The sequence below is a fragment of the Labrys sp. WJW genome (genome assembly GCF_001676615.1).
GTDB lineage: Bacteria > Pseudomonadota > Alphaproteobacteria > Rhizobiales > Labraceae > Labrys > Labrys sedimenti.
Window position 1 is genome coordinate 252,719 of sequence record NZ_LYXZ01000013.1, and the last position, 21,331, is coordinate 274,049.

A 21,331-nucleotide genomic window follows, 5' to 3' on the forward strand; every position below is an offset into this window, starting at 1 on the left:
CATCGGCAAATAGACTGTCTAGTACGTGGCGGCAGACCTCCAATGATCGCAAGCAGTGATTAAACCCTGCCCCCGCAACCAGTTCTGTCATAATTCAATCGCCGTCTGGGTCTAACCACCCCGGTGGCGTTTTGCGTTCGAGCGCCCGCCACGCAGGCGGATCAACCATGATGGTCATGAAGGCTACCTCCTGGCGTCGAGAGTAACTAATCGGGGCCTGTGCTCGGGCGAAATTGAAGGCGTCCGGCAATCGCCGGCTCGTTTTCCATTCCGAAATGAGCAGAGCTGCTTGTTGTTCAAAGTGCACGCCGTTTCTCTTGATGCCTGTCAATGTCCAGATCAGCATTCGAATTATATTGAGAGTTTGCCGAAAAGGAGCAGGGCTCGATGAGATACTCGGCGGTGATGGTGTATGTCGATACTGGCGGCTACAATGCTGCTCGTATCGATCTTGCCTGCGAAGTCGCGAGACATTTCGAGGCTAGACTTATCGGGGTGTCGGCAAGCGCCGCGCAGCCGTGGGCTGTGCTCCCTGAAAAGAACTCATTTGCCATCAGCCCGGATAGCGGTCCCAATCTCGACCGCGCCGAGGCCAACCTGAGCTGCGCGAAGGACCTATTTCATCGTGTCGTGCAGAACCATCAATGCCGCCTTGAATGGCGAAGCTCCATCGACAATCCAAATGATTTCGTGGCTGGCGTGGCGCGCGCCGCCGATATCATTCTGGTCGGTCGGATGGGGAACGACGTTTCGCCGTATCACGCCATCGATCCAGCTAAGCTGATTTTTTGCGCGGGGCGCCCCGTGCTGGTGGTGCCGGCATCGGTCAAGACCAGTCCCCTCGGCTCGCATGCCGTGATTGCCTGGAAGGATTGTCGTGAGGCTCGCCGTGCCATTCTCGATGCTTTGCCCTTGCTGGGCAAATCGAAAAATGTGAGCGTCATCAACGTTGTGGGAGGCGAACAACGTCCGACGGCATTGCAGCAGACGAGCGACATAGAGTGCTTTCTTGCGCATCACGGCATCATGTCCCGATCTGTCATCATCGAGGACGACGGGCGGTCAATTGCACGGCAGATCATGGGTTTTGCCACCGCGAACCAGTCTGGCCTCATCGTTATGGGGGCCCGGATCCATGCCCGCCTGCATGATTGGACGATTGGCGGCGAAACGCACGACATGCTCAAGAAATGCTCTACCTGCCTGTTGCTCAGCAATTGAAATTCTCTCCCGGAGTCCCTTGCGGCCCCCCGGTCGAGCGAGGCTGAACCGCTCTCCTCGAGTACAAGCGTGGTTCAGCCATGGTGCCGAACCGGCTCCAGATGGGCCGATACGCTCAGCGTACGAGAGGCGATAGCCAAGTCCCAGTAATGATGCCCACCTTCCAGGCCAGCCCGGATCATGAGATCTTCTTTGCCCACGAGCCGAAACGGCACGATCACGTCCAGCCTCCTCATCAAGGAGCTCTTCCAAATGAGGGAGGCGGACGTGATCTTTCAGGGGCCATAAGACCGGTATTGTGTCCGTCGTCAGGCGACGCGCAGATTGTCTTCGACGCTGCGAACGCCGGCAGCTGACCACGCTGCGCGTTCGGCAACCTGCCGCTCATGCCACGCCTTGATCTTGCCGTCGAGGATCACCTTGTCGCCGATGACATTCACCTTGATCCCGTCGGCCTCGAACTCGGCATCCCGTTTGAGCGCGGCCAGGATCTTGGCCTCGACGTCTGGAACCTGCACGCGGGCCTTGACCTCAATGTTGTTGGTTATGCCCAGTACGCCGGAGAGCTTGCGAACCGCGCGATAGGCGGCTTCTCGCTGAAACTGCCAGTCGACAATGCCCGCGAGGGTGACCCAGCCCTTCTCGACCTTCACCTTGACGACGCCCTCGGGAACCATGGCGTCCCACGAGATGACAGAAACGGCCCTCGACGCGATCTGGTCGTCGGCTGTCTTCTTGTGATCCGGGTAGCGGACCTCGATTTCCTCGGCGATTGCACGAACGCCCTTGATGCGGCGCGCCAATGTTTCGGCCGCAATCTTCTCGGCATAACTGCCGACATGGCCGCTTAGCGTGATGATACCGTTTTCGACTGCAACACCGATACGAGCTGCATCAATGCTTGGATCGAAGTCGAGGGCGTCGATGATCGATTGACGCAAGACCTTGTCATTCATCGTTTCTCTCCATTTTCATGTGTCGTGCGAAGTACCGGGGACAAGTGTACCGGAAGCCCGGGAAGCGGCGCCCACGCGGCGTTCTTGACTTCGATCGTCCGAGCGACGCTGGGTGAAGGCCTGGACGCAGTCACTGGCAATGCGCGTTCGAGGATTTGGCCTCCATTGAACCTGGCGAGGTTGCCGGTACTTGAAGTTCATCACATGCTGGGAATGGGCACGTTGATTTCTATCAAGACGATCGGCACAGGAAGCAAATTCCGCTGCGAATACTTATTTGTTGATGCCTGCGAAGGTGTCCGGATTGCGGATATCGGCCCAGACTCCGCCTCGGATGTGAGTGTGCCGTCGAAGAAGGGCCAGCCTCGACGACTTCCCGAAAGCAGGGAGCGGCGAACCCTAGTGGCTCAGCAGGCAGCATTTGGTTGAAGAATGCAGGAGGTCGTGGGTAACGCCGCCAAACATCCATTCCCTTGCCCGAGCATGGCCATAGCCTCCGGCAACGATCAAGTCGGCATGCTGCCGCTCGGCATGGACAAGAATGGTCTCGCAAACCGTGCCGTCGACCGTTTCGAGAACCTGTGCATGTGTTTCGACGTCGTGAAGCCTGAGGAACTCCGCGACGGCATCGACGCGCCGCGCAGCGTTGTCCCGGCCGCTTTCTTCCACGACCTCGACGATGCTGACACGCGATGCTTCCCGCAGAAATGGAAGGGCGTCAATGACAGCCCTGCGAGCCTCGCGCGTGTTGCTCCAGGCCACGAGGACATGGTCCGCCGCCAGTTGCGAGAGGCTGGGTGGCACGATCAGAACCGGTCGGCCGCAGCGAAACACGACCTCTGCCGGATCCAGCGCCAGGTGCGGCAGATTGGGCGGGTTGTGGCGGCGCTGTCCCACAACGATCAGATCGGCCCTGGCACTTTCATGATACAGCGCGTCGGCCGGAAACTGCATGCTGGTCTGCCATTCCAAGTCCTCGCGATTGGAAACCGCGGCATCCCTGAACCGAGGCTCCAGGTCCTCGTCGCCATACCAAGGCAGGACCGGGCGGCTAATGGCGGGATCGTGGCCGAGAGAAACCGGCTTCACCTGTTCCCTCGCCGCAAGATCGATTGCGGGTACGCAACCAATGCCAATGAGTTTGGCGTTGAACCGCGAAGCCAGCGTTGCCGCGAGTTTGGTCCTTTCGTCACTTTCCTTGTTATCCTGCACATGGACCAGCATGCTGGTATAGGTCATGTTTCCGCTCCGCGTATGGGATGAAAAAGTCATTGTTGCCCAAAGGGATAGCGGATCCGTGGCAGATGTCGTTGATCTTGCGCAAAGGACCTATGAACCGATGGCGAAGAAGAGTGCCGGGATCTTGCTCTATCGGTTGAAAGGCGAACGACCGCGACATTGAAATTCTTCTCGTTCATCCCGGCGGGCCGTTCTGGGCGAAACGAGATGAACAGGCCTGGTCGATCGCCAAAGGGGAATACGATGTCGGTGAGGATGCTTACTGCGCTGCCTTGCGTGAGTTTGAGGAAGAACTCGAGATGCCATGCCCCCAGGCTGTGCCGATCGACTTGGGTGAAATCCATTACTCCAGCGGCAAGCGCATCGTTGCCTGGGCGGTGGCAGGTGATTTTGATCCCGGCGAACTGCGCAGCACTATGTTCGAGATGGAGTGGCCGCCTCGCAGTCGGCGCCTCATGCAGTTTCCCGAGGTGGACAAGGCGCAGTGGTTCGCGATGGCGGAGGGACGTAGCAAGATCCTGCCTGCTCAGCGGCCTTTCCTCGAACGATTGGCAGAGCAACTCGGGCATGACCGCCACTCTGCGCCGAGGTGACCGCGTTTTTTCAGATCGATGTCTCGAAGGAATGAATCGTCGAGACAGGTCTGTCAGGCCGGCCGGTTCGTGGCCGGCGATGCCGGTCGCAAGGCCCGCAGAGCGTTGAGCACGACGGCGAGATCAATCGCCTCCTGAAGAAAGGCGCCAGCTACGGGATCGAGATACCCCAACGCAGCGCTTACCATGCCGACCAGCGAGAGCCCCATGCCGATCAGTACGCTCTGCAGGGCAATCCGACGCGTGCGGTGTGCGATGGTGAGCGCTTCTGCAACACGTTCGATCCTGTCGACCAGCACCACGACATCGGCCGCCTGGGAGGCGGCGACGGCGCCCCTTGCCCCGAGTGCGGTGCCCACGTCGGCGGAAGCGAGAGCGGGGGCATCGTTGATGCCATCTCCGATCATCATCGTGGGGGCGTGGCGCCTTTCCGCCGCTACGGCAGCCACCTTGTCCTGCGGCGTTGCGTCTGCGATGACATCGTCCAGCTTGAGCAACGTCGCCAGGGGTCGGGCGATGTCGGCGCGGTCGCCGGTCAGCAGGATGATGCGCTCGATCCCACTGGTACGAAATGCATCGAGGGTCGAATATGCATCGGGGCGCAGCTCGTCTTTGAACAGAACCCGGCCGACATAATGTCCGTTCGAGGAAACGTGGAGTGCAGCATGGCCCGTCGGCACCGATGAAGTCTTCTCGGCCCCAGCATCAGGCTCGACGAAGTCCAGGCGTCCGATCCGGATGCGAGCTTCCTCGACAAATCCTTCCACGCCGTTTCCCGGGCTCTCATGGACTTCATCCGGTGGAATGAGGTCGATAGTGCGCCGGCGTGCTTCTTCGACCAGGGCCTGCGACATGACGTGATGAGAGGCTTGACCGACCGAGCCGGCCATGCGCAGGAGTTGCTCAACGCTCACGGATGGCTCGGGCTCGATCCGGGCGATCGACGGATAGCCGTGTGTCAACGTTCCTGTCTTGTCGAACAATACGGTGCGGATCCGGGCCAATGTCTCGAGTGTACCAGCGGTCTTGACCATTACGCCGCGCTTGGCGCAGCGTGACATGCCGGCGACCAGGGCAACCGGCACTGCGAGGATGAGCGGACAAGGGGTGGCCACGACGAGGACTGCGAGTGCGCGGTGAGGAGAGTCCCAGATCCACCAAGCCAGCCCGGCCAACCCCAGGGTCAGCATGAGGAAACCGATGGCATAACGATCGGCCATCCGTGCCATGGGGGCCTTGGATTGACGGGCACCCTCAACGAGGCGGAGGATTGCGGCGTATGTGCTCTCTCGTGCAGGCATGGAAACCCGCAGATCGAAGGCGGGCCCCGCGTTCACGATTCCGCTCGAAAGGGCATCGCCGGCAAGCCTTCGCACCGGCATGGCTTCCCCGGTAAGGGCCGACTCGTCCAAGGTCGCATCAGGCCCGATCAGCAGACCATCGGTGGGCAGGACATCTCCGGGGCGCACCAGGATGCGATCGCCAGGCAATAGGGATTCGATCGGCACCGTTTGGAGATGATCACCTTGATAAAGCTGGGCGCTGCGAGCGACCCGGCTGAGCAGGGCCGTCATGGCCGAACTCGCGCGGCCCTGCGCGAATTGCTCCAGGGCCTGGCCGCCGGCAAACATCAAGGCGATGACGACGCCGGCCAGGGCTTCGCCGCCCCAGATGGCGCCCGCCATCGCCAGAGCCGCAATGATGTCCAGCCCGACATTCCCTCGCACCAGGCCGCGCAGGATGGTGATCGCAAGGACGATCAGAACCGGTACGGTGCCGGCTAGCCATAGGATGTGCGCGACCTGCAAACGCTCCAGTAGGAAAGCAACCAATCCTGCTGGCAGCGCAGCCGCGGGAAGCGCCGCGAGTGCTGCGGAAGCCATCCGAGGCAGGTCGGGCTTTGTCGGCGGGGCAGACGCTTCCTTGGTATCTGCGGTGCGTCGTGCGGTTAAGGAGAGGTCGTGAACCATGGTGTGGCCTGCAGGCGAAGCCGGATCGAGGCATCGGAAAACAGCACCGGTTGCACTGAATGCCGGCTTTCGAATGTCTCCGTCAGTGAGCCATCAGGAGCGGAACATCGGTTTTCTCGACGAGTTCAACGGTTGTGCCGCCCATGATCCATTCTCTCAGGCGCGAATGCCCGTAAGCGCCGGTAACGATCAGATCCGCTGAGATGCGGTGCGCTTCCTGCAGGAGTGTACTCGTCACGTCCTCAGTAAGGGGAAGAACGTCCACCACCGTTTCCACACCATGCCGTACCAGATAGGTCGCAATATCCGCCAGACCCACATCCTCATCGAGGTCGGCTTTTTGCCTTTCCTCCTCGACGGTCACGACTTTGACAAGCGATGCCAGCCTGAGGAGGGGGAGCGCCTCCGCGACGGCCCTGCTGGCTTCCTTGGTATCGGTCCAGCCGATGAGCACGGTCCGGATCGGCTGCCTGGGTTGTTGTCCGGGCGGCGCCAGATAGACGCTCCGGCCACTTTCGAACAATATCGCTTCGATCAAATGCCTCCAATCGGTGTCTGCCTCGTCCTTGCGCGGGCAACTGCCGATGAACAGGTCGGTGGTTCGGACTTGCGTTGCCAGAAGGGAGGATAACCATCCCGCGGCATCCTCGATGCGCCGGATTTCGCTGGAGACGGAAAGGCGCTCGAAGCGCGGCTGCAGCCGTTCGATCGCGGCAGTAGCGCGTTGCTGGATCTGGTCCACCATGTCCATGCTGACGCCCGTACCCATCTCGCCGGCATAAATTGAAATATCGGGCAAGAGGCTGGTGAAAAGGCCGGTGAGATGGCTGTCAAAAGTCGCCGCCAGCATTTCGGCATGGGAGAGGCGAACTTCGTCCTCCTCGCTGCCATCGAGGTGGACGGCAATGGTTTTGTAATTGTCCGGGCGAACGGAGGCTCTGGCTTCCAGTGGCTGGGTCGAGGAAATGTCGGCTTTCATTGAACCCTCCTGATTACGGGAATCCACGCTCTCTGCATGCCCCGAGCGGAATGATGCCAGCCTTGCTTCTTCGAGCTTTCATTGCGTTGATCTGGCTCAAGGGAAATATCCGGAGGTCAAATATCGCGGCTCTCAGCGCCAATCCGGAAGCTCCGGAGCTGCAGAGCTTGCGCTGAATCAAAGCCGAGCCCGCGTTCCAGCCCTAAACAGGCAGGTGCACCAAGATTGACGCGTCTTGTCGCTGGCGCCCATGGCTGGCCTTGGTCGGAGGTCCTCACGGGTTGTCAGGCCGACGGAGTCGTCGCACTCCGGGCGTTGTGGTTTGCGGTCGTCGAGGAAGAACCATGATCCAGTCCAAGCCGCAGGCCAAGGTCGCCATCAGGGTGCGCGATCTCGTGGTTGGCTTTGGGGACAGGATCGTTCTCGATCACGTCGACCTCGATATTTGTGAAGGCGAAATCATCGGTTTGATCGGGGCGTCCGGCTCGGGCAAATCCGTCCTGTTGCGAAGCATCGTGGGGCTGGTGCCCAAGCGGGCCGGCAGCATTGAGATATTGGGACTCAATCTCGACGCGCTCGATGCCGAAGGGCGACGGGATCTGGGCCTTCGATGCGGAATCATGTTTCAGCAGGGGGCCTTGTTCTCTTCCCTGACGGTGAGGGAGAACATCCAATTGCCGATGCGCGAGTTTCTCGATCTTTCAGACCACCTGATGGATGAACTCGCCATGTACAAATTGAAGATGGTGGGGTTGCCGGTGGATGCTGCCGACAAATACCCTGCTCAACTCTCCGGTGGTATGGCAAAGCGCGTCGCGCTGGCTCGAGCTCTGGCTCTCGATCCAGAAATCGTCTTTCTGGACGAGCCTACTTCGGGCCTAGATCCGATCGGAGCGGGCGATTTCGACGCATTGGTCTCCGTTCTGCATCACACCATGAAGCTGACGACCTTCATGGTAACCCACGACCTGGACAGCTTGCGCAATGTGTGCAGCCGGATTGTAGCGATGGCGAAGGGCAGGATTGTCGCCAGCGGCGGTTTGGAGGCGATGCTCCTCTCTCAAGATCCCTGGGTCAAAGCCTATTTCCATGGGGCGCGTGGCCAGGCGGCTTTCGGCTGACCTCTTGGCGCCAATGCCTGGACAGGCGAGAGGCCTTTCATCGAACGCCGCATCGTACTGCCGGTGACGGCCTATCAATCATCCGTGCAGGGGGCTCGCCTATGTCTGGTGCACATTTGCAGATGGAAAGCCCAGGCCATGCCGCTGAATCCGGCCGAGGCAACGTCGATGAGGACGGGGGCATGCCACGCAGTCTGTATCGCTTCATCTGGCGAGTGAGCGGTGCCCATCAATTGTGGATCACGGTTCTGTCGATCCTTTTGTTCGCGGTCGGCACTTCCTCCCTCGAGGTGCAAAGGCGGGTCGTCAACGATGCGCTTCGCGGCGGGATCTATCGCCCTATCCTCATGCTGGCCGGCCTTTATTTGGGCATCAGCATCGCGGAAGGCTTGGTGAAGCTGTGCCTCAACATCTATAGGAACTGGGTGGGCGAGAGGGCCGTCCGGGCATTGCGCCAGTCCGTATTCGTGACGGGAGAGGGCGGTACGATCACGCCGGTGCCGGATCTGACCGAAGGCATTCAGCTTTCGATCGTTCTGGAGGAGGCGGATCCGCTCGGCGGATTTGTGGGCGAGGCTTTTTCGGAGCCTGTATTGCAGGCCGGAGTCCTGATTTCCGTCGTTGGATATCTCCTCTATCTGCAGCCATTGATGGCGCTCCTCGTCGTGTTCGTATTCTTTCCGCAGATCGGTTTCGTGCCGCTCATGCAGAACGCCATCAACCGGCGGGTGCAGATGAGGGTCGGTGTGCTGCGTGAAATGAGCGGCGCAATCGTGGGCGCAGGGGGAGCAATTGACGGAGACGGCCGTCAGCACACGCGCACCCACACGATATTCATGCAGAACATGGCCATCTACAAGCTCAAGTTCTCCATGAATTTCCTGATGAATCTGATGACCCAGCTCGGCGTGACGGCGATTTTGGCGCTGGGAGGCTATTTCGTCGTTATCGGGCAAATCGAGATAGGTACGGTGGTCGCCTTCCTCTCGGGACTAAGCAGGATCAACGATCCGTGGGGCGATCTTGTCACCTGGTATCGGGATCTGCAGGCGACGCGGGTCAAATATCGCCTTCTGTGCGAGGCCCAGAAGCTCGGGGCGATCGCGGGAGGAGTCGGGGAATGAGGGGCTGCGGTGAGGCTCGCCGAACAGAGCATCAGATCGTTTTCGCCCGCCTGATGCGGCCGACCGTGTGGTCGCAGTGCCTTACTGAGCCGCCAGCAGCGCCTTGCGAAAGCGTATGCTCGCAATGAAGAGGAAGACGACGCCGATCACGGTCAAGGCCACGAGCTGGGGCCAGACGATGGTGAGGTCGGCACCTCGATAGAGGATGGCCTGGGACAGGCTGACGAAATGCGGCGAGGGAGTGAACTGCATGGCGGTCTGGAGCCATTCGGGCATGCTCTCCATCGGCGTCGTGCTCCCGGACAGGAGGTTCATGACGATCAGGATCGGCATCACCAGCAAGCCGAATTGCGCCATCGAGGTGGAGACTGTGGAGATCAGGATGCCCAGCGCGGTGACTGAGAACAGATAGACGATGCTCGCCCCGACGAACAGGCCGAGCGATCCTGCGACCGGAACGCCCAGAAGGCGCTCGACGACGATCAGGAGCGAGAGGCTGGCTGCGACGACGATAACCAGCCCGTTCGCCCAGATCTTGGCCAGCATGATCTCGAATGGGGTGACGGGCATCACGAGCAGATGCTCGATCGTGCCGTGTTCTCTTTCGCGGATCAGCGCGGCGCCAGTGAGGATGACCGCTAGCATCGTGACATTGTTGATCACCTGCATCACGGCCGTGAACCAGGCCGATTGCAGGTTGGGATTGAACTTGGCCCGGACCACCAGGTCGACCGGGGCCGGATTGTCGGCGCTGGGCAGGGCCTTGCGTGCTTCCTCGTAGAGGATGGCCTGGATGTAGGAGGCACCGTTCCCGGCCTGGGACATGGCCGTTGCGTCGATGTTGAGCTGGACCGACGGATGACGCCCGGCCAAGGCATCCCGTTCGAAATTCGGGGGTATTTCGACGACGAATACGAAGCGCCCGGCATTCATCGTGCGATCGACGTCATCGGCATCGATGAGAACGGGTTCTTCGAAGAAGGGCTTGAGCAGGGCGTCGCGCAGGCGAAAAGACAGGGAGGAGCGGTCCTCGTCGACCACGGCGACCGAGGCATTCTGCACCTCGAAGGTAGCGCCTGTGGCGACCGTGTAGACGGCGAAGGTGAAGGTGTAGAGGATCAGGGCAACCAGAACGGGGTCGGCCTTCAGGCTGAATAGCTCCTTGATGCCGAGCCGCCATATCGTGGTGAGACGGCCCATGTCAGGCCCCCCTTTTGCGTAGCGCGAGCACGGAGGCTGCGATGAAGACCAGTCCAAACAGCAGGAGAACGGTGAGATTGGGCCAGAGGTCCCCAAAACCCAGCCCCTTGGCGAACACGCCGACACTGACGGGCTGATACCAGGCGGCCGGGAAGGCAAGACCCATCAGGCGCCCTCCACCCGATAGGGAGGAGACAGGCACGAGCAGGCCGGAGAAGTTGACGGCGGGAATGATCGCAATGATGGCGGTGGCGAAGATGGCCGCAACCTGGCTGCGCACGAAACTGGATACGAACAGGCCGAAGCCGGTGGTGGCCAGCACATAGGCGAAAGACGCCGCCAGCAAGGTGGGGAGAGACCCGCGCAGCGGGACCTGAAAGAGATAGACAGCCTGCGTGATCAAGGTGAGGCAGCTGATGAAGGCGATTGCGACATAGGGTAACTGCTTGCCCAGAAGGAATTCGATCTTGGTGACGGGGGTCGATTGGAAATTGGCAATCGATCCGGTTTCTTTCTCCTTGACGATGCCCAAGGCCGTCATCACCGCGGGGATGAGTACCAGGATCAGCACGATCACGCTCGGAACGATGGCATTGGCGCTCCGGAATGCCTGATTGTAGCGAAAACGCGGCTCGATCCCGATCGGGTAGGGGGGGGCCGCTCGCCCTCCCTGCCGCATTGCGGCATCGGTGAGGTAGGCCGTTGCCAGTCCCGTGACATAGCCGCGCGTGGTTTCTGCGCGAAAGGGCATGGCCCCATCCAGCCAGACACCGATTTGCGGGGTGAGCTGGCGCGTCAGGTCCTTGCCGAATCCGGATGGGAGCTCGATCGCCAGCTTCAGCTCCCCGCTCTGCATCCGGGTTTCGAGCTCTTCAGCCGACCGGATGGCGGGCTGCTGGGCGAAGTAGCGGGAACCCTCGAAGCTCTCGAGCAACTGCCGGCTCTGTGCGGACTGGTCCTGATCGAAAGCGGCGTAGGGGATCTTCTCCACGTCGAAGGAGATGCCGTATCCGAAAGTGAGCAGGAGCAGGACCGGGCCTATCAGAGCGAAGGCGAGGCGCAGCGGGTCACGCATGATCTCCAGCGTCTCGCGCCGGGCATAGGCCCATAGTCTACGCCCATCCAGCCGCCTAGGCCTGGTGGATGCTGCCCTGGCCGGAGCCAGCGTCCGAGCCTTGCCGATCGAACTCGCCATGCCGGCCTGCTCGAGCACCTCGACGAAGGCGTCCTCCAGGTTCGACTTGCCTCTGTCTGCCTTCAAGTCCGACGGCGTTCCGACTGCAAGCACCTTGCCTTGATGCATGAAGGAGATGCGGTCGCAGCGCTCAGCCTCGTTCATGAAATGCGTGGACAGGAAGATGGTGACACCTTCCTCGCGCGAGAGCGACAGCAAGAAGCGCCAAAATCCGTCACGCGCCACCGGGTCCACCCCCGACGTGGGTTCGTCCAGGATCAGGATTTCGGGGCGATGGATCACCGCAACGGCGAGCTGCAGACGTTGACGGATGCCGAGGGGCAGGCTTTCGGGGCCGGTGTCGGCGACGGATTGGAGATCGAAACGGGTGAGCATTTCTGCCACGCGTGGTTCGATTTCAGCACGCGTGAGACCGAAGAGCTGGGCGTGCAAGACGAGGTTCTGGCGAACCGTCAGTTCGCCATAGAGGGAGAAGGCCTGGGACATGTAGCCGACCCGGCGCCTCGTTTGCATGTCGCCGGCATCCAGAGGGCGGCCGAACAGGCGCGCCTCGCCTTCGCTCGCGGGCAGAAGCCCGGTGAGCATCTTCATGGTGGTGCTCTTGCCGCTTCCATTCGAGCCCAGAAATCCGAAGATCTCGCCCTTTTCGATGCGGAAGCTGACGTGGTCGACGGCCGTGAAATCGCCGAACCGACGGGTGAGGCCGGAAGCCTCGATCGCTGCCGGGCCATCTTCCGGGGCAGCCGGGCGCGGAGGAATCGCCAGCTCGCGCTTGCCGCCGGCGTCGGGCAGCAAAGCAACGAAAGCGGCTTCCAGGCTCGGCGCATTGGCCTGTCGTTTGATGTCGTTCGGCGAGCCTTGCGCGATCACGCGCCCTGCATCCAGGGCTGCCAGCCAATCGAAATGCTCGGCCTCGTCCATATAGGCGGTTGCCACCAGAACACTCAGGCGAGGGCTGTCCTCTCGAAGGCGCTCGATCAGGCGCCAGAACTGGCGCCGCGACAATGGATCGACGCCGGTCGTCGGCTCGTCCAGGATGATCAGTTCGGGGTCGTGGATCAGGGCAGAGCAAATACCGAGTTTCTGCTTCATGCCGCCGGATAATTTGGCCGCCGGCCGGTCGCGAAATGCCGAAAGGCCGGTCACTTCCAGCAATTGTGCAATACGCGTGCTGCGTTCGCTCGAGCCCTGGCCGAAAAGCCGGCCGAAGAAGTCGAGGTTCTCGGCCACACTCAGGGTCGGATAGAGATTGCGGCCGAGGCCCTGGGGCATATAGGCGATGCGCGAGCGATTAAGGCGCAATTGTTCGGTGGAACGAACATCGCCCCCTAGAACCTGGATCTGGCCCTGCTGGGGGCGAGTGACCCCCGCCACGAGGCCAAGCAGGGTCGATTTGCCGACGCCATCGGGGCCGATCAGGCCAGCCATGCAGCCGGCGGGTATGGCCAGGGAAACATGGCTCAGGGCGTGGTGCCGTCCATAGCGATGGACGATGTCGCGCAGCTCGATGACAGGCTCGGTCATTGCGGCAGCTTCACCAGAAGCCGGTCCGGCCAGGCCACCATCTGGCTGGTCCGCACATAGGCGACGCCGCGTATGCCCGTCTTAACCCGAGCTTCGTATTGCTTCAGGAGTGTCGGTGCGATCTTCAGCTTGACGCGGAACATCAGCTTTTCCCGTTCATCGGCCGTCTCGACCGCCTTGGGGGTGAACTGAGCATCCGTGGCAACAAAACTCACGGTGGCCGGTACGACATAGTCGGGGGCCGCGTCGAGGATGATGCGGGCTTCGTCGCCCAGGGCCAGGCGTCCCGCGGCCCGCGAGGGCAGGAAGATCGTCATGTAGACGTCCGACAGGTCGAGGAGAGTGACGACCGGCGCACCGGCTGCGACGACCTCTCCCGATTGGACGAGCTTATATTCGATGCGGCCGCGTCGTGGCGCTGTCAAAACGGCGTCGTCGACGAGCGAGCTGACGCGGGCAACCTCTGCCCGGGCGGCATCTGCCGCCGCATTGGCTTCATCGAGATTGGCGATGCCGGCCTTCTTTGCCGCCTCCGCGACATTGAGCTGGCTGCGCCGCAGGTCCAGTTGCTGCGTCGTGCCGTACCCTCGTGCGGCGAGGGTGGAGGCGCGGTCAAGTTCCTGATGGGCGAGGACGAGTTCGCTTTCGCGTTGCGCCAGCGCGGCCTCGGCCTCGGCGATGGTTTTTTCGGCACGCCGGACCTGCGCCTGCGTGCCGGTGAGCTGGGCCTGCAAGTCGGAGACGTCCATGCGGGCGACGACGGAACCTGCCTCGACAGTCTGTCCTTCCTCGACAAGGACCTGCGCCACGCGCCCGGCGAATTTCGCTGCGACCAATACGTGTTCGGCTTCGATGCGTCCGTTCGAGGAAGCGATGTCGGCGGGCAAGGCGTCCTTGCCATTCCCGTTCCATAGGCTGCGCAGACGGTCACTGATGCTGGCGTTCTGGTCGGCGGCCAAGGACATGCCGCTTGTCGTGCATCCGGCGGCCACAACAGCGGCGAGAACACAAAGTCGAAGGGGCTGGCGCAACGAATGTGCTCCTGAATGAATTGTGCGCCGGCGGGCGCCTATCCATCCTCGTTACCTTCAGTTGGGCGGCACCCGGTTGATGCAGATCAAACGCCGGTCGTTTGCACGCGAACCGGTTCTGGCGGCCGGTCTTGCCGGCTCGGCGCAAGGATGTTTGCATGTCGTCGGGAGCCGGAGTCGAAACCGATCGGCAGGAACGGCCGCGCTGGGATGGAATCAGGGCACGAGGACTGCTGCGCCTTGAAAACGCCCCGCTCGCAGATCCGCCAGCGCTTCGTTCGCCTGCTCCAGAGCGTAGGTGGTGACCGTTGTACGGATACCCGCTTTCGGCACGATTTCCAGGAAGGTCTCGGCGTCGGCCCGTGTCAGGTTGGCGACTGAAACGAGCTGCCGTTCTTCCCACAGGATACGGTAGGGAAATTGCGGTATGTCGCTCATATGGATTCCGCCGCAGACGACTTTGCCGCCCTTGCGGACAGCGCGCAGCGCCTGGGGTACGAGTTCACCGACAGGGGCAAAAATGATGGCAGCATCCAGGGGCTGAGGCGGAAGCTCGTTGGATCCCCCCGCCCAGGCCGCGCCCAGCGAGAGGGCAAGCGTCTGGGCATTGTCGTCGCCCGGTCGCGTAAAAGCGAAAATGTCCCGCCCCTGCCAGCGGGCCACCTGGGCAAGAATGTGGGCAGCGGCTCCGAAGCCATAGAGACCGAGGCGCTGTGCGTCGCCGGCCATACGCAGGCAGCGCCAGCCGATCAGGCCGGCACACATCAGGGGAGCCGTGGCGACAGGATCCTCGCATCGTGGCAGGGGAAAGACGAAGGCCGCATCCACCAGGACATGGGTGGCAAATCCCCCGTCGCGCGAATAGCCGGTGAAGGCGGGCTCATCGCACAAGTTCTCATGGCCGGACCTGCAATAGGGACAGCGGCCGCATGTGTGCCCGAGCCAGGCAACACCCACGCGCGTGCCGATATCCAGCCCTGTCACGCCCTTGCCGACACAGTCGATGATTCCAACCACCTCATGTCCGGGGACGATCGGTGTTCTCGGGTCGGGCAGTTCACCGTCGACCACATGCAGATCCGTCCTGCAGACGCCACAAGCCTCGACCTTCACTCTGACTTCGCCGAAAGACGGTGTTGGATCGGGACGGACCTCCAATCGGAGCGGCTGTCCCGTCTGATGAAGCACCATGGCCTTCATTGCATCGTCCATGATCGGGGAGGCGGAAATGTATGCGAATGTCGACTTTGGTCGATACTGCCCGATACCCCCTGGGTTTCATTCCAGATCATATTTGCCCTGTAGCGGCAGGACGGCATTCAATGCTTGCTGCCAGGTCAACACGCCTCCTGGATCGGGCTCGATGTCAGCGACAGTCCATGGGCGCCTTCCGGAATGTTCACCGGAGCGCATCGGCTTGACGGCCACCGATTGTGTCGCATGCAGACCGGCTATCTTGCGGATCTCTTGCAGACACAGCTGCTCCAATCGCACCGCGGGCAACTTTTGCCGTGCCATGCTCATTGCCTCCATTCCTTCGGATGGCCACCATGCAATCGCCCGGCTCATTCGGCCGCTGGCAATCCGATCGGCACGATGTCGGGTTCTCGTCGCATCCAGTCATTCAGTCGCGTGATCAGTTCGGCGTAGGGGATGTTGAGCGTCAGGCCGTGTCGTTCTCCAAATGACACATAGGACGTTCCGTCACCGTCGAGGCTGATATATTTCACCTGGTTGGGGTTTATGGCGTATCGCTCCCCGTTGGACGTCACTTCGATCAAACCGCCACTCACCGCGCGCTCTCCGGAAATGCCTGTTCAGGCCTCTGTTGCGTCATGGGAAGAAGGATGACGACATCCAGCCTACCGATCTCGACAGGTCTCCTACGCCGGGGGCACAGGGATGACCTCTGGTTTCGTTCACTATGGATGCCTTCGACGAAACCGACGTTGATCTGCGTCAAGGCTGTGCGCCGTTCTGCGCGATTCCGGCGTGTAGCCCTTGCCAGGCAGCACGGAGGCGGCGTGTCGAGATAAAGGCGGCCGCCCGGCTTTGTTCAGTCCGGGTTGCTTTGATCTACCGCAAGACCCGTGTTCCGATGGGGGTCTACGTTCTTCGGGTATTTGAAAAACAGGGCAATAGCGACATGTCGGAGGCTCCCTCCTCGGGTCCCAAGAGTTTTCCCCGCCTCAGCTTTTTCGGCGCCACACAGACTGTAACCGGGTCGTGCTTCCTCATCGAGACGCTCAAGGCCAGGGTTCTGGTTGATTGCGGTCTGTTCCAAGGATCCAAGACCGAGAGGGAACTCAATTACCGCCCATTTCCCTTCGAGGCCTCCAGCATCGGTGCGGTTCTTCTGACCCATGCTCACATCGATCATAGCGGCCTGCTGCCCAAGCTCATGCGGGAGGGCTTTACCGGACCGATCTTCGCGACGGCGGCCACGTTCGACCTGTGCTCGGTCATGCTGCCGGATTCGGGCCATATCCAGGAGGCGGAGGTCCAGCAACTCAATATGCGCAACCGGCGTCGTGGCCTGCCGATCGTTACGCCGATCTACACCGTGGAGGATGCCACTGCCACGCTGGCTCTCTTCAGGCCTGCCGCCTTCAAGACCTGGCTTCGCATCGCCAACGGGATCAGGGCTCGCTTCTGGAACGCAGGCCATTTACTGGGCTCGGCTTCGATCGAGGTCGAGATCGCGAACGAGGCCGGCAAGATCACGAGACTGCTGTTTTCCGGTGACCTCGGGCCCGGCCATAAATTGTTGCAGGCCGATGCCGAAGCTCCTGCAGGTTGCGACTATGTCGTCTGCGAGTCGACCTATGGTGATACGGATCGAGCCGATGCCTCGACCGAAAAACGACGGCACCTGCTGAGCCGCGAGGTCAAGGAGGCCGCGCGCTCGAACGGGGCCTTGCTGATCCCGTCTTTTGCCGTCGAAAGAACGCAGGAACTGCTGGTCGATCTGGTCAGCCTGATGAATGCGAATGAATTGCCGAGGGCGCCGATCTTCATCGATTCGCCCCTTGCGACCGCGGCCAGCGGCGTATTCGCGAAATATGTCAACCAGATGCCCAGCGGCGAGGCCCTGACCTCGGCCTTGCAGGCCCCTAATGTTCATTTCACCGAGAGCGTGGAGCAGAGCAAGGCCATTTCCCGCTTCCGTAATTTCCACATCGTCATTGCCGCCAGCGGCATGTGCGAGGCGGGGCGCATCCGTCACCATCTTCGCAATTGGCTGTGGCGGGAGGAGGCGACGGTCCTGCTCGTGGGTTACCAGGCCCAGGGCACACTCGGCCGTCTCCTTCTCGACGGCACCTCCCGCGTGCGGCTGATGGGCGAGGAGGTGGAGGTCCGCGCCCGCATCCGATCCATCGATCTTTATTCCGGCCATGCCGATGCAGGAGAACTGCTGTCATGGCTGCAGGCGCGGCTGCCTGTCGCGGGCAACGTCTTTCTGACCCATGGCGAGCGCGAGGCCATCGCCGCGTTCAAGAACAGTCTGGCGGGTGCCCAGCCTGGGTTGTCCGTAGTGGTGCCATCGATCGACGAGGTCTTTTTGCTGGATGGGGGAACTGGGCAGTGTCTCGACCGGCCGCATCCGCCACGTATCGCGCCGGAGAATTCCGGGCGGCTCGACTGGAACAACGAATTGTCCGAGCTCCTGTTGGACATCAGCCAGACCACGGCGCAGGCGGCGGACGAACGGGCCAGGCGCGTGATCATCCGACGCTTGCGAAGGGCATTGGCAAAGGAGGACGCCCCTTCATAGAGCGTTTTCCAGAAAAGTTGATTGACTTCTCGATTAAGAAAACACGTCAAAACAAAGAGTCAGAGAGCAACGTGCGATTCCGGGAAATCGCACGTTGCTTTAGGAGCATCCTCGACCGTTTCAGCATCCGGCAGTTCAAGTCGTTCCAAGGTCCATGGAGACCAGGGCCAACGTGGAATCGCCTGGCACCGGCGCGACGCTAAAGCCCATGTTGCGCTCCAGTTCGATGGCGTCGTAGTTGGCTCGGCTCTCGAGGGACTCGATCCGGCGCATGCCGCGCTGTCGCGCCTGCTCGGCCACGAAGCTCAGCAGTTCCCAGCCAATTCCCCGGTTTCGGTAGTCGCCGTGGACGCTGATGGCGACCTCACCGCGCTGGCCATCGTCGCTGCGGACCAGCATGGCGGTGGCGACCGCCATATTGCTGGCCTGATCGAAGGCAAGAAAGGTCTCGATGCGGTCGTGATCGGCATTTGCCATCTTGCTGATCCATTCCGAGCCTACCTCGCTGATGGCTGAGAGGAAGCGGAACCGTAGATCCTCCTTGCGCAGATGATGAAACAAGTCGCTCAGGACGGTGGCGTCGCCGGGCGTGACAGGCCTGATCCGGATTGCAAGTCCCGTCCGCGTTTTCAGTTCCTTGATGGGGTCGTTCATGTCGGGCCTCCCTGGCGACAACTGCATTGTCCGCCGTTCTTTTCTCAAGTCTCGCTTGCTCTGTCCTTGAGGGGGATCAAATCCCCTGGCGGATTCGAGCTGAAATCCGGCTGGCTCATCTAGGAGAGGACCGTTGCGCATTGCTTGCAGCGATTGGCATGGGTCCGACGTGGCTGGCAGGTTTCGATGGTCTGCGGATGGCCAGGGGCTTCAGCAGCTCGACACAAACAAGATAGAGGATGACGATGCCGGCCGTGGCCAGAAGCAGACCTGGGGGTGGTGCGACGAAGCCGAACCACGGGCCGAGTGGTGTGAAGGGCACGACGAGCGCGACCAGCAGGGCAAACAGGGACGAAGCCGCCAGCATCGGACTTGGCCGATTGCGCCAGGGGCGTCCGGCGGTACGGATCAGGAAGATCACCAAGATCTGCGTGGCCATCGATTCCAGGAACCAGGTGGTCCGGAACTCGTCGGGGGCGGCGTGGAAGATCGCCAGCAAGACAGCAAAGGTGAGAAAATCGAACAGGGAGGACAGGGGGCCCATGAGGGCGGCAAAACGCAGCAGTCCTCCCATGTCCCAGACCTGAGGCTCGGCGATTGCCTCGCGGCGGACCTGGTCGAAGGGAATGCCGATTTCCGACAGGTCATAAAGCAGGTTGTTCAACAGAATTTGGGTCGGCAACATCGGCAGGAAAGGGAGCAAAATGGATGCCAGCGCCATGGAGAGCATGTTGCCGAAATTCGAACTGGCACCCATGCGGACATATTTGAGGATGTTCGCAAATGTTCGTCGCCCCTCTTCCACGCCGGCGGCGACGACCTCGAGATCGGAAGCCAGCAGGATCATGTCCGCGGCAGCCTGGGCGACCCCGGTGGCTCCCTCGACCGACAGGCCGATATCGGCGACTTTCAGGGCGGGCGCATCATTTATGCCGTCGCCGAGATAGCCGACGACCGCCTGCGATTGTTGTAACGCCTTGATGATACGAGATTTTTGATCGGGCGTCAGTCTTGCAAAGGCATCCACCGACCGGACCTGCACCGCCAGAGCCTGGTCGTCGAGTTTGGCAATGTCGCTTCCGGATAGAACCGTTTGTCCTTTGAGGCCGACCAATCCGGCCAATCTTCGCACGACAAGCGGATCGTCCCCGGAAAGGATCTTGAGGTGCACACCGATCTTCGCAAGATGGGCGATGGCGGGGCCGGCAGTAGGCTTGGGAGGATCGGCAAATGCACAAAATCCCTCCAGGATCAGACATTGTTCGTCCTTTTCGGTGACTTCCTGCCTTTGCTCCGGCCAGGGACGCGCGGCTACGGCGATGCTGCGCAGGCCCTCCTGCGCCATGCCATGCAGGATTTCCAACGCCTTTGCCCGTCCTTCCGCCGTCAAGGGCAGGATTTGTTCCCCTTCTTTCACATGCGAGCACAAGCCAAGGACAGCCTCCGGTGCGCCTTTGACGATGAGCATTGGGCCATCCGGCCCTTTTGCAAGAACCGAACCCAGCCTGCGCGTATAATCGAACGGGCGACGCCCTATGAGAATCCAAGAATGCGAGGGCTCTCGTTCGGCCGCGATCAAGGCGGCATCGAGCGATCCCCGGTCGCCTCCCAGATTGGCCGCGACTGCCGCCAGACCGGCCGGACGCCCCGTCTGCACGCCATGGACGTCGATGCTCTTGGCAAGCGTGATCAGGGCAGAGGTCAATGTGCCGGTCTTGTCGGTGCACAGGACGGTCATGGCCCCGAGATCGTGAATGGCTGCTAGTCGCTTGACGATGACCTTGCGGCGCGCCATGCGGATCGCTCCGCGCGAGAGTGTCACCGTGGTGATCATCGGCAGCAATTCGGGGGTGAGCCCGACGGCGAGTGCGACGGCAAACAGAAGGGAATCGAGCGGCGGCCGGCCGAACATCACGCGGGCGGCCAGAACAAGCACAACCAGGGCCAAGGTCAAGCGAGCGATCACCAGGCCGAATTCGCGCAGGTCACGCTGGAAGGGAGAGGGGGCGCTCGCTTCCCCTAGCATGCTGGCGGCGGCGCCGAAGATGGTTGCTCTCCCGGTCGTGACCACCAGTGCAATCGCCTCGCCCGTTTGCGCGACGGCACCACGGAACACCGCGTTCGAGGCATCGGCCGGATTGGCTGAACTGACTCTACCCGGGGACTTCTCAACCGGATAGGGCTCCCCAGTCAGCGCTGCCTCGGCCGCGGTAAAGGCCGTACTTTCCACGACCAGAGCGTCGGCTGGAATGACGTCGCCGGCGCGTATGCGCACGATATCGCCGGGCACGACCCTCTCGACGGCAACCTGCTTGAAGATGCCGTCGCGCTTGACCTCGGCCTTGAGGGCGACCGAGCGGCGGAGGGCTTCGGCTGCCCGCGTCGCATGCCCCTCCTGGAAAGTATCCAGCCCGATGGAGATTGCCAGGATTGCGACGATGATGGCCCCGCCAATGGCGTCGCCGGTCGTGATGGAGACGAGACCGGCACCAAAGAGAATGAGCGAAAGCGGTTCCAGCAGGCGGCGCAGGATGGCATGCAGCGTCGTCTCGTGCCGGCCGTTCCGATCGGCGTTGAGGCCGAACCTCGCCAGCCTTTTTTCTGCCTCGCTCGAAGCCAGGCCGTTGTCGCCGCAGTCCAGCGTCCTGAACCAGTCTTCCGGCGAGTGCATCCAGAATGCGGCCGTTTCGCCTTGCGAATACTGGGGGGGCGAATGCTCGGGTGATGCCGTCGATGCCATGGCGCTGCC

Annotated in this window: 20 protein-coding genes; 6 read left to right on the top strand and 14 right to left on the bottom strand. The window is 61.5% G+C overall.

Features of this window, described 5'->3' with window-relative positions; translation table 11 throughout:
- Positions 1-94: 94 nt before the first annotated feature.
- Complete coding sequence (locus tag BA190_RS36670) at positions 95-346, bottom strand: hypothetical protein (protein ID WP_156771421.1); 252 nt, start codon at positions 344-346, stop codon at positions 95-97.
- A gap of 41 nt (positions 347-387) precedes the next feature.
- Here BA190_RS36670 and BA190_RS08860 point away from each other — a divergent pair, with 41 nt between their 5' ends.
- Positions 388-1,221 (top strand): universal stress protein, encoded by an 834-nt coding sequence (locus BA190_RS08860; RefSeq protein WP_156771422.1) that lies wholly within the window; start codon positions 388-390, stop codon positions 1,219-1,221.
- Positions 1,222-1,295: 74 nt separating this feature from the next.
- Here BA190_RS08860 and BA190_RS36675 read toward each other — a convergent pair whose 3' ends face one another.
- Both BA190_RS36675 and BA190_RS08865 read right to left on the bottom strand, forming a co-directional pair.
- Positions 1,296-1,457, bottom strand: coding sequence for a hypothetical protein (locus BA190_RS36675; RefSeq protein ID WP_156771423.1), 162 nt, complete (start codon positions 1,455-1,457; stop codon positions 1,296-1,298).
- Between the two features lie 72 nt (positions 1,458-1,529).
- Entirely contained in the window at positions 1,530-2,177 is a 648-nt protein-coding gene (locus BA190_RS08865) for a BON domain-containing protein (protein ID WP_068285259.1), read from the bottom strand.
- 84 nt (positions 2,178-2,261) lie between these two features.
- Here BA190_RS08865 and BA190_RS36680 point away from each other — a divergent pair, with 84 nt between their 5' ends.
- Positions 2,262-2,606, top strand: a complete 345-nt coding sequence (locus BA190_RS36680; RefSeq protein WP_210185275.1) for a hypothetical protein — start codon at positions 2,262-2,264, stop codon at positions 2,604-2,606.
- Here BA190_RS36680 and BA190_RS08870 read toward each other — a convergent pair.
- Entirely contained in the window at positions 2,577-3,416 is an 840-nt protein-coding gene (locus tag BA190_RS08870; protein WP_068285260.1) for a universal stress protein, read from the bottom strand. The two genes, BA190_RS36680 and BA190_RS08870, sit on opposite strands and share 30 nt — an antisense overlap.
- Positions 3,417-3,580: 164 nt before the next feature.
- On the opposite strand from BA190_RS08870, the gene BA190_RS08875 reads away from it, so the two are divergent.
- The gene (locus BA190_RS08875) at positions 3,581-4,009 is read left to right on the top strand and encodes an NUDIX domain-containing protein (RefSeq protein ID WP_371260307.1); all 429 of its coding nucleotides are present in this window, start codon (positions 3,581-3,583) and stop codon (positions 4,007-4,009) included.
- Between the two features lie 53 nt (positions 4,010-4,062).
- On the opposite strand, the gene BA190_RS08880 is transcribed toward BA190_RS08875, so the two are convergent.
- Together BA190_RS08880 and BA190_RS08885 are read right to left on the bottom strand one after the other, a co-directional pair.
- A complete protein-coding gene (locus BA190_RS08880; protein WP_245314640.1) occupies positions 4,063-5,892 on the bottom strand; it encodes a heavy metal translocating P-type ATPase in 1,830 nt (609 codons plus the stop codon).
- Between the two features lie 169 nt (positions 5,893-6,061).
- On the bottom strand, positions 6,062-6,958 hold the full coding sequence (locus tag BA190_RS08885) for a universal stress protein (protein ID WP_082979590.1): 897 nt from the start codon (positions 6,956-6,958) through the stop codon (positions 6,062-6,064).
- A 344-nt stretch (positions 6,959-7,302) separates the two neighbouring features.
- Between BA190_RS08885 and BA190_RS08890 the strand changes: the two genes are divergently transcribed.
- Together BA190_RS08890 and BA190_RS08895 are read left to right on the top strand one after the other, a co-directional pair.
- Positions 7,303-8,079, top strand: coding sequence for an ABC transporter ATP-binding protein (locus BA190_RS08890; protein ID WP_068285264.1), 777 nt, complete (start codon positions 7,303-7,305; stop codon positions 8,077-8,079).
- A 101-nt stretch (positions 8,080-8,180) separates the two neighbouring features.
- A complete protein-coding gene (locus BA190_RS08895) occupies positions 8,181-9,203 on the top strand; it encodes an ABC transporter ATP-binding protein (RefSeq protein WP_245314641.1) in 1,023 nt (340 codons plus the stop codon).
- A gap of 81 nt (positions 9,204-9,284) precedes the next feature.
- On the opposite strand, the gene BA190_RS08900 is transcribed toward BA190_RS08895, so the two are convergent.
- The 6 genes from BA190_RS08900 to BA190_RS08925 all read right to left on the bottom strand — a co-directional run bounded on the left by BA190_RS08900 (position 9,285) and on the right by BA190_RS08925 (position 15,946).
- Positions 9,285-10,403 carry an ABC transporter permease gene (locus BA190_RS08900; RefSeq protein WP_068285266.1) on the bottom strand — a complete coding sequence of 373 codons (1,119 nt, stop codon included), beginning with the start codon at positions 10,401-10,403 and terminating at the stop codon, positions 9,285-9,287.
- Between the two features lies 1 nt (position 10,404).
- On the bottom strand, positions 10,405-13,122 hold the full coding sequence (gene rbbA, locus BA190_RS08905; protein WP_068285268.1) for a ribosome-associated ATPase/putative transporter RbbA: 2,718 nt from the start codon (positions 13,120-13,122) through the stop codon (positions 10,405-10,407).
- Positions 13,119-14,087 carry an HlyD family secretion protein gene (locus tag BA190_RS08910; protein ID WP_068285270.1) on the bottom strand — a complete coding sequence of 323 codons (969 nt, stop codon included), beginning with the start codon at positions 14,085-14,087 and terminating at the stop codon, positions 13,119-13,121. Before BA190_RS08910 ends, rbbA begins: the two co-directional genes overlap by 4 nt.
- Positions 14,088-14,369: 282 nt before the next feature.
- Positions 14,370-15,353, bottom strand: a complete 984-nt coding sequence (locus tag BA190_RS08915) for a zinc-dependent alcohol dehydrogenase family protein (protein WP_068285361.1) — start codon at positions 15,351-15,353, stop codon at positions 14,370-14,372.
- Positions 15,354-15,431: 78 nt separating this feature from the next.
- Positions 15,432-15,677 (bottom strand): hypothetical protein, encoded by a 246-nt coding sequence (locus BA190_RS08920; RefSeq protein ID WP_068285272.1) that lies wholly within the window; start codon positions 15,675-15,677, stop codon positions 15,432-15,434.
- Positions 15,678-15,718: 41 nt separating this feature from the next.
- Positions 15,719-15,946: a hypothetical protein gene (locus BA190_RS08925; RefSeq protein WP_068285277.1), complete on the bottom strand. Its 228-nt coding sequence runs from the start codon at positions 15,944-15,946 to the stop codon at positions 15,719-15,721.
- 353 nt (positions 15,947-16,299) lie between these two features.
- Between BA190_RS08925 and BA190_RS08930 the strand changes: the two genes are divergently transcribed.
- Positions 16,300-17,928: an MBL fold metallo-hydrolase RNA specificity domain-containing protein gene (locus BA190_RS08930; protein WP_068285279.1), complete on the top strand. Its 1,629-nt coding sequence runs from the start codon at positions 16,300-16,302 to the stop codon at positions 17,926-17,928.
- A 135-nt stretch (positions 17,929-18,063) separates the two neighbouring features.
- Here the strand turns inward: BA190_RS08930 and BA190_RS08935 are convergent, their stop codons facing one another.
- Together BA190_RS08935 and mgtA are read right to left on the bottom strand one after the other, a co-directional pair.
- A complete protein-coding gene (locus BA190_RS08935) occupies positions 18,064-18,582 on the bottom strand; it encodes a GNAT family N-acetyltransferase (RefSeq protein WP_162275074.1) in 519 nt (172 codons plus the stop codon).
- 115 nt (positions 18,583-18,697) lie between these two features.
- Complete coding sequence (gene mgtA / locus BA190_RS08940) at positions 18,698-21,322, bottom strand: magnesium-translocating P-type ATPase (protein ID WP_082979592.1); 2,625 nt, start codon at positions 21,320-21,322, stop codon at positions 18,698-18,700.
- Between the last annotated feature and the right edge of the window lie 9 nt (positions 21,323-21,331).

Coding starts and splice junctions, on each gene's coding strand:
- BA190_RS36670 (WP_156771421.1), bottom strand. CDS start 346: ATGCTGATCTGGACATTGACAGGCATCAAGAGAAACGGCGTGCACTTT.
- BA190_RS08860 (WP_156771422.1), top strand. CDS start 388: ATGAGATACTCGGCGGTGATGGTGTATGTCGATACTGGCGGCTACAAT.
- BA190_RS36675 (WP_156771423.1), bottom strand. CDS start 1,457: ATGAGGAGGCTGGACGTGATCGTGCCGTTTCGGCTCGTGGGCAAAGAA.
- BA190_RS08865 (WP_068285259.1), bottom strand. CDS start 2,177: ATGAATGACAAGGTCTTGCGTCAATCGATCATCGACGCCCTCGACTTC.
- BA190_RS08870 (WP_068285260.1), bottom strand. CDS start 3,416: ATGACCTATACCAGCATGCTGGTCCATGTGCAGGATAACAAGGAAAGT.
- BA190_RS08880 (WP_245314640.1), bottom strand. CDS start 5,892: ATGGCTTCCGCAGCACTCGCGGCGCTTCCCGCGGCTGCGCTGCCAGCA.
- BA190_RS08885 (WP_082979590.1), bottom strand. CDS start 6,958: ATGAAAGCCGACATTTCCTCGACCCAGCCACTGGAAGCCAGAGCCTCC.
- BA190_RS08890 (WP_068285264.1), top strand. CDS start 7,303: ATGATCCAGTCCAAGCCGCAGGCCAAGGTCGCCATCAGGGTGCGCGAT.
- BA190_RS08895 (WP_245314641.1), top strand. CDS start 8,181: ATGTCTGGTGCACATTTGCAGATGGAAAGCCCAGGCCATGCCGCTGAA.
- BA190_RS08900 (WP_068285266.1), bottom strand. CDS start 10,403: ATGGGCCGTCTCACCACGATATGGCGGCTCGGCATCAAGGAGCTATTC.
- rbbA (WP_068285268.1), bottom strand. CDS start 13,122: ATGACCGAGCCTGTCATCGAGCTGCGCGACATCGTCCATCGCTATGGA.
- BA190_RS08910 (WP_068285270.1), bottom strand. CDS start 14,087: ATGTCCTTGGCCGCCGACCAGAACGCCAGCATCAGTGACCGTCTGCGC.
- BA190_RS08915 (WP_068285361.1), bottom strand. CDS start 15,353: ATGAAGGCCATGGTGCTTCATCAGACGGGACAGCCGCTCCGATTGGAG.
- BA190_RS08920 (WP_068285272.1), bottom strand. CDS start 15,677: ATGAGCATGGCACGGCAAAAGTTGCCCGCGGTGCGATTGGAGCAGCTG.
- BA190_RS08930 (WP_068285279.1), top strand. CDS start 16,300: ATGTCGGAGGCTCCCTCCTCGGGTCCCAAGAGTTTTCCCCGCCTCAGC.
- BA190_RS08935 (WP_162275074.1), bottom strand. CDS start 18,582: ATGAACGACCCCATCAAGGAACTGAAAACGCGGACGGGACTTGCAATC.
- mgtA (WP_082979592.1), bottom strand. CDS start 21,322: ATGGCATCGACGGCATCACCCGAGCATTCGCCCCCCCAGTATTCGCAA.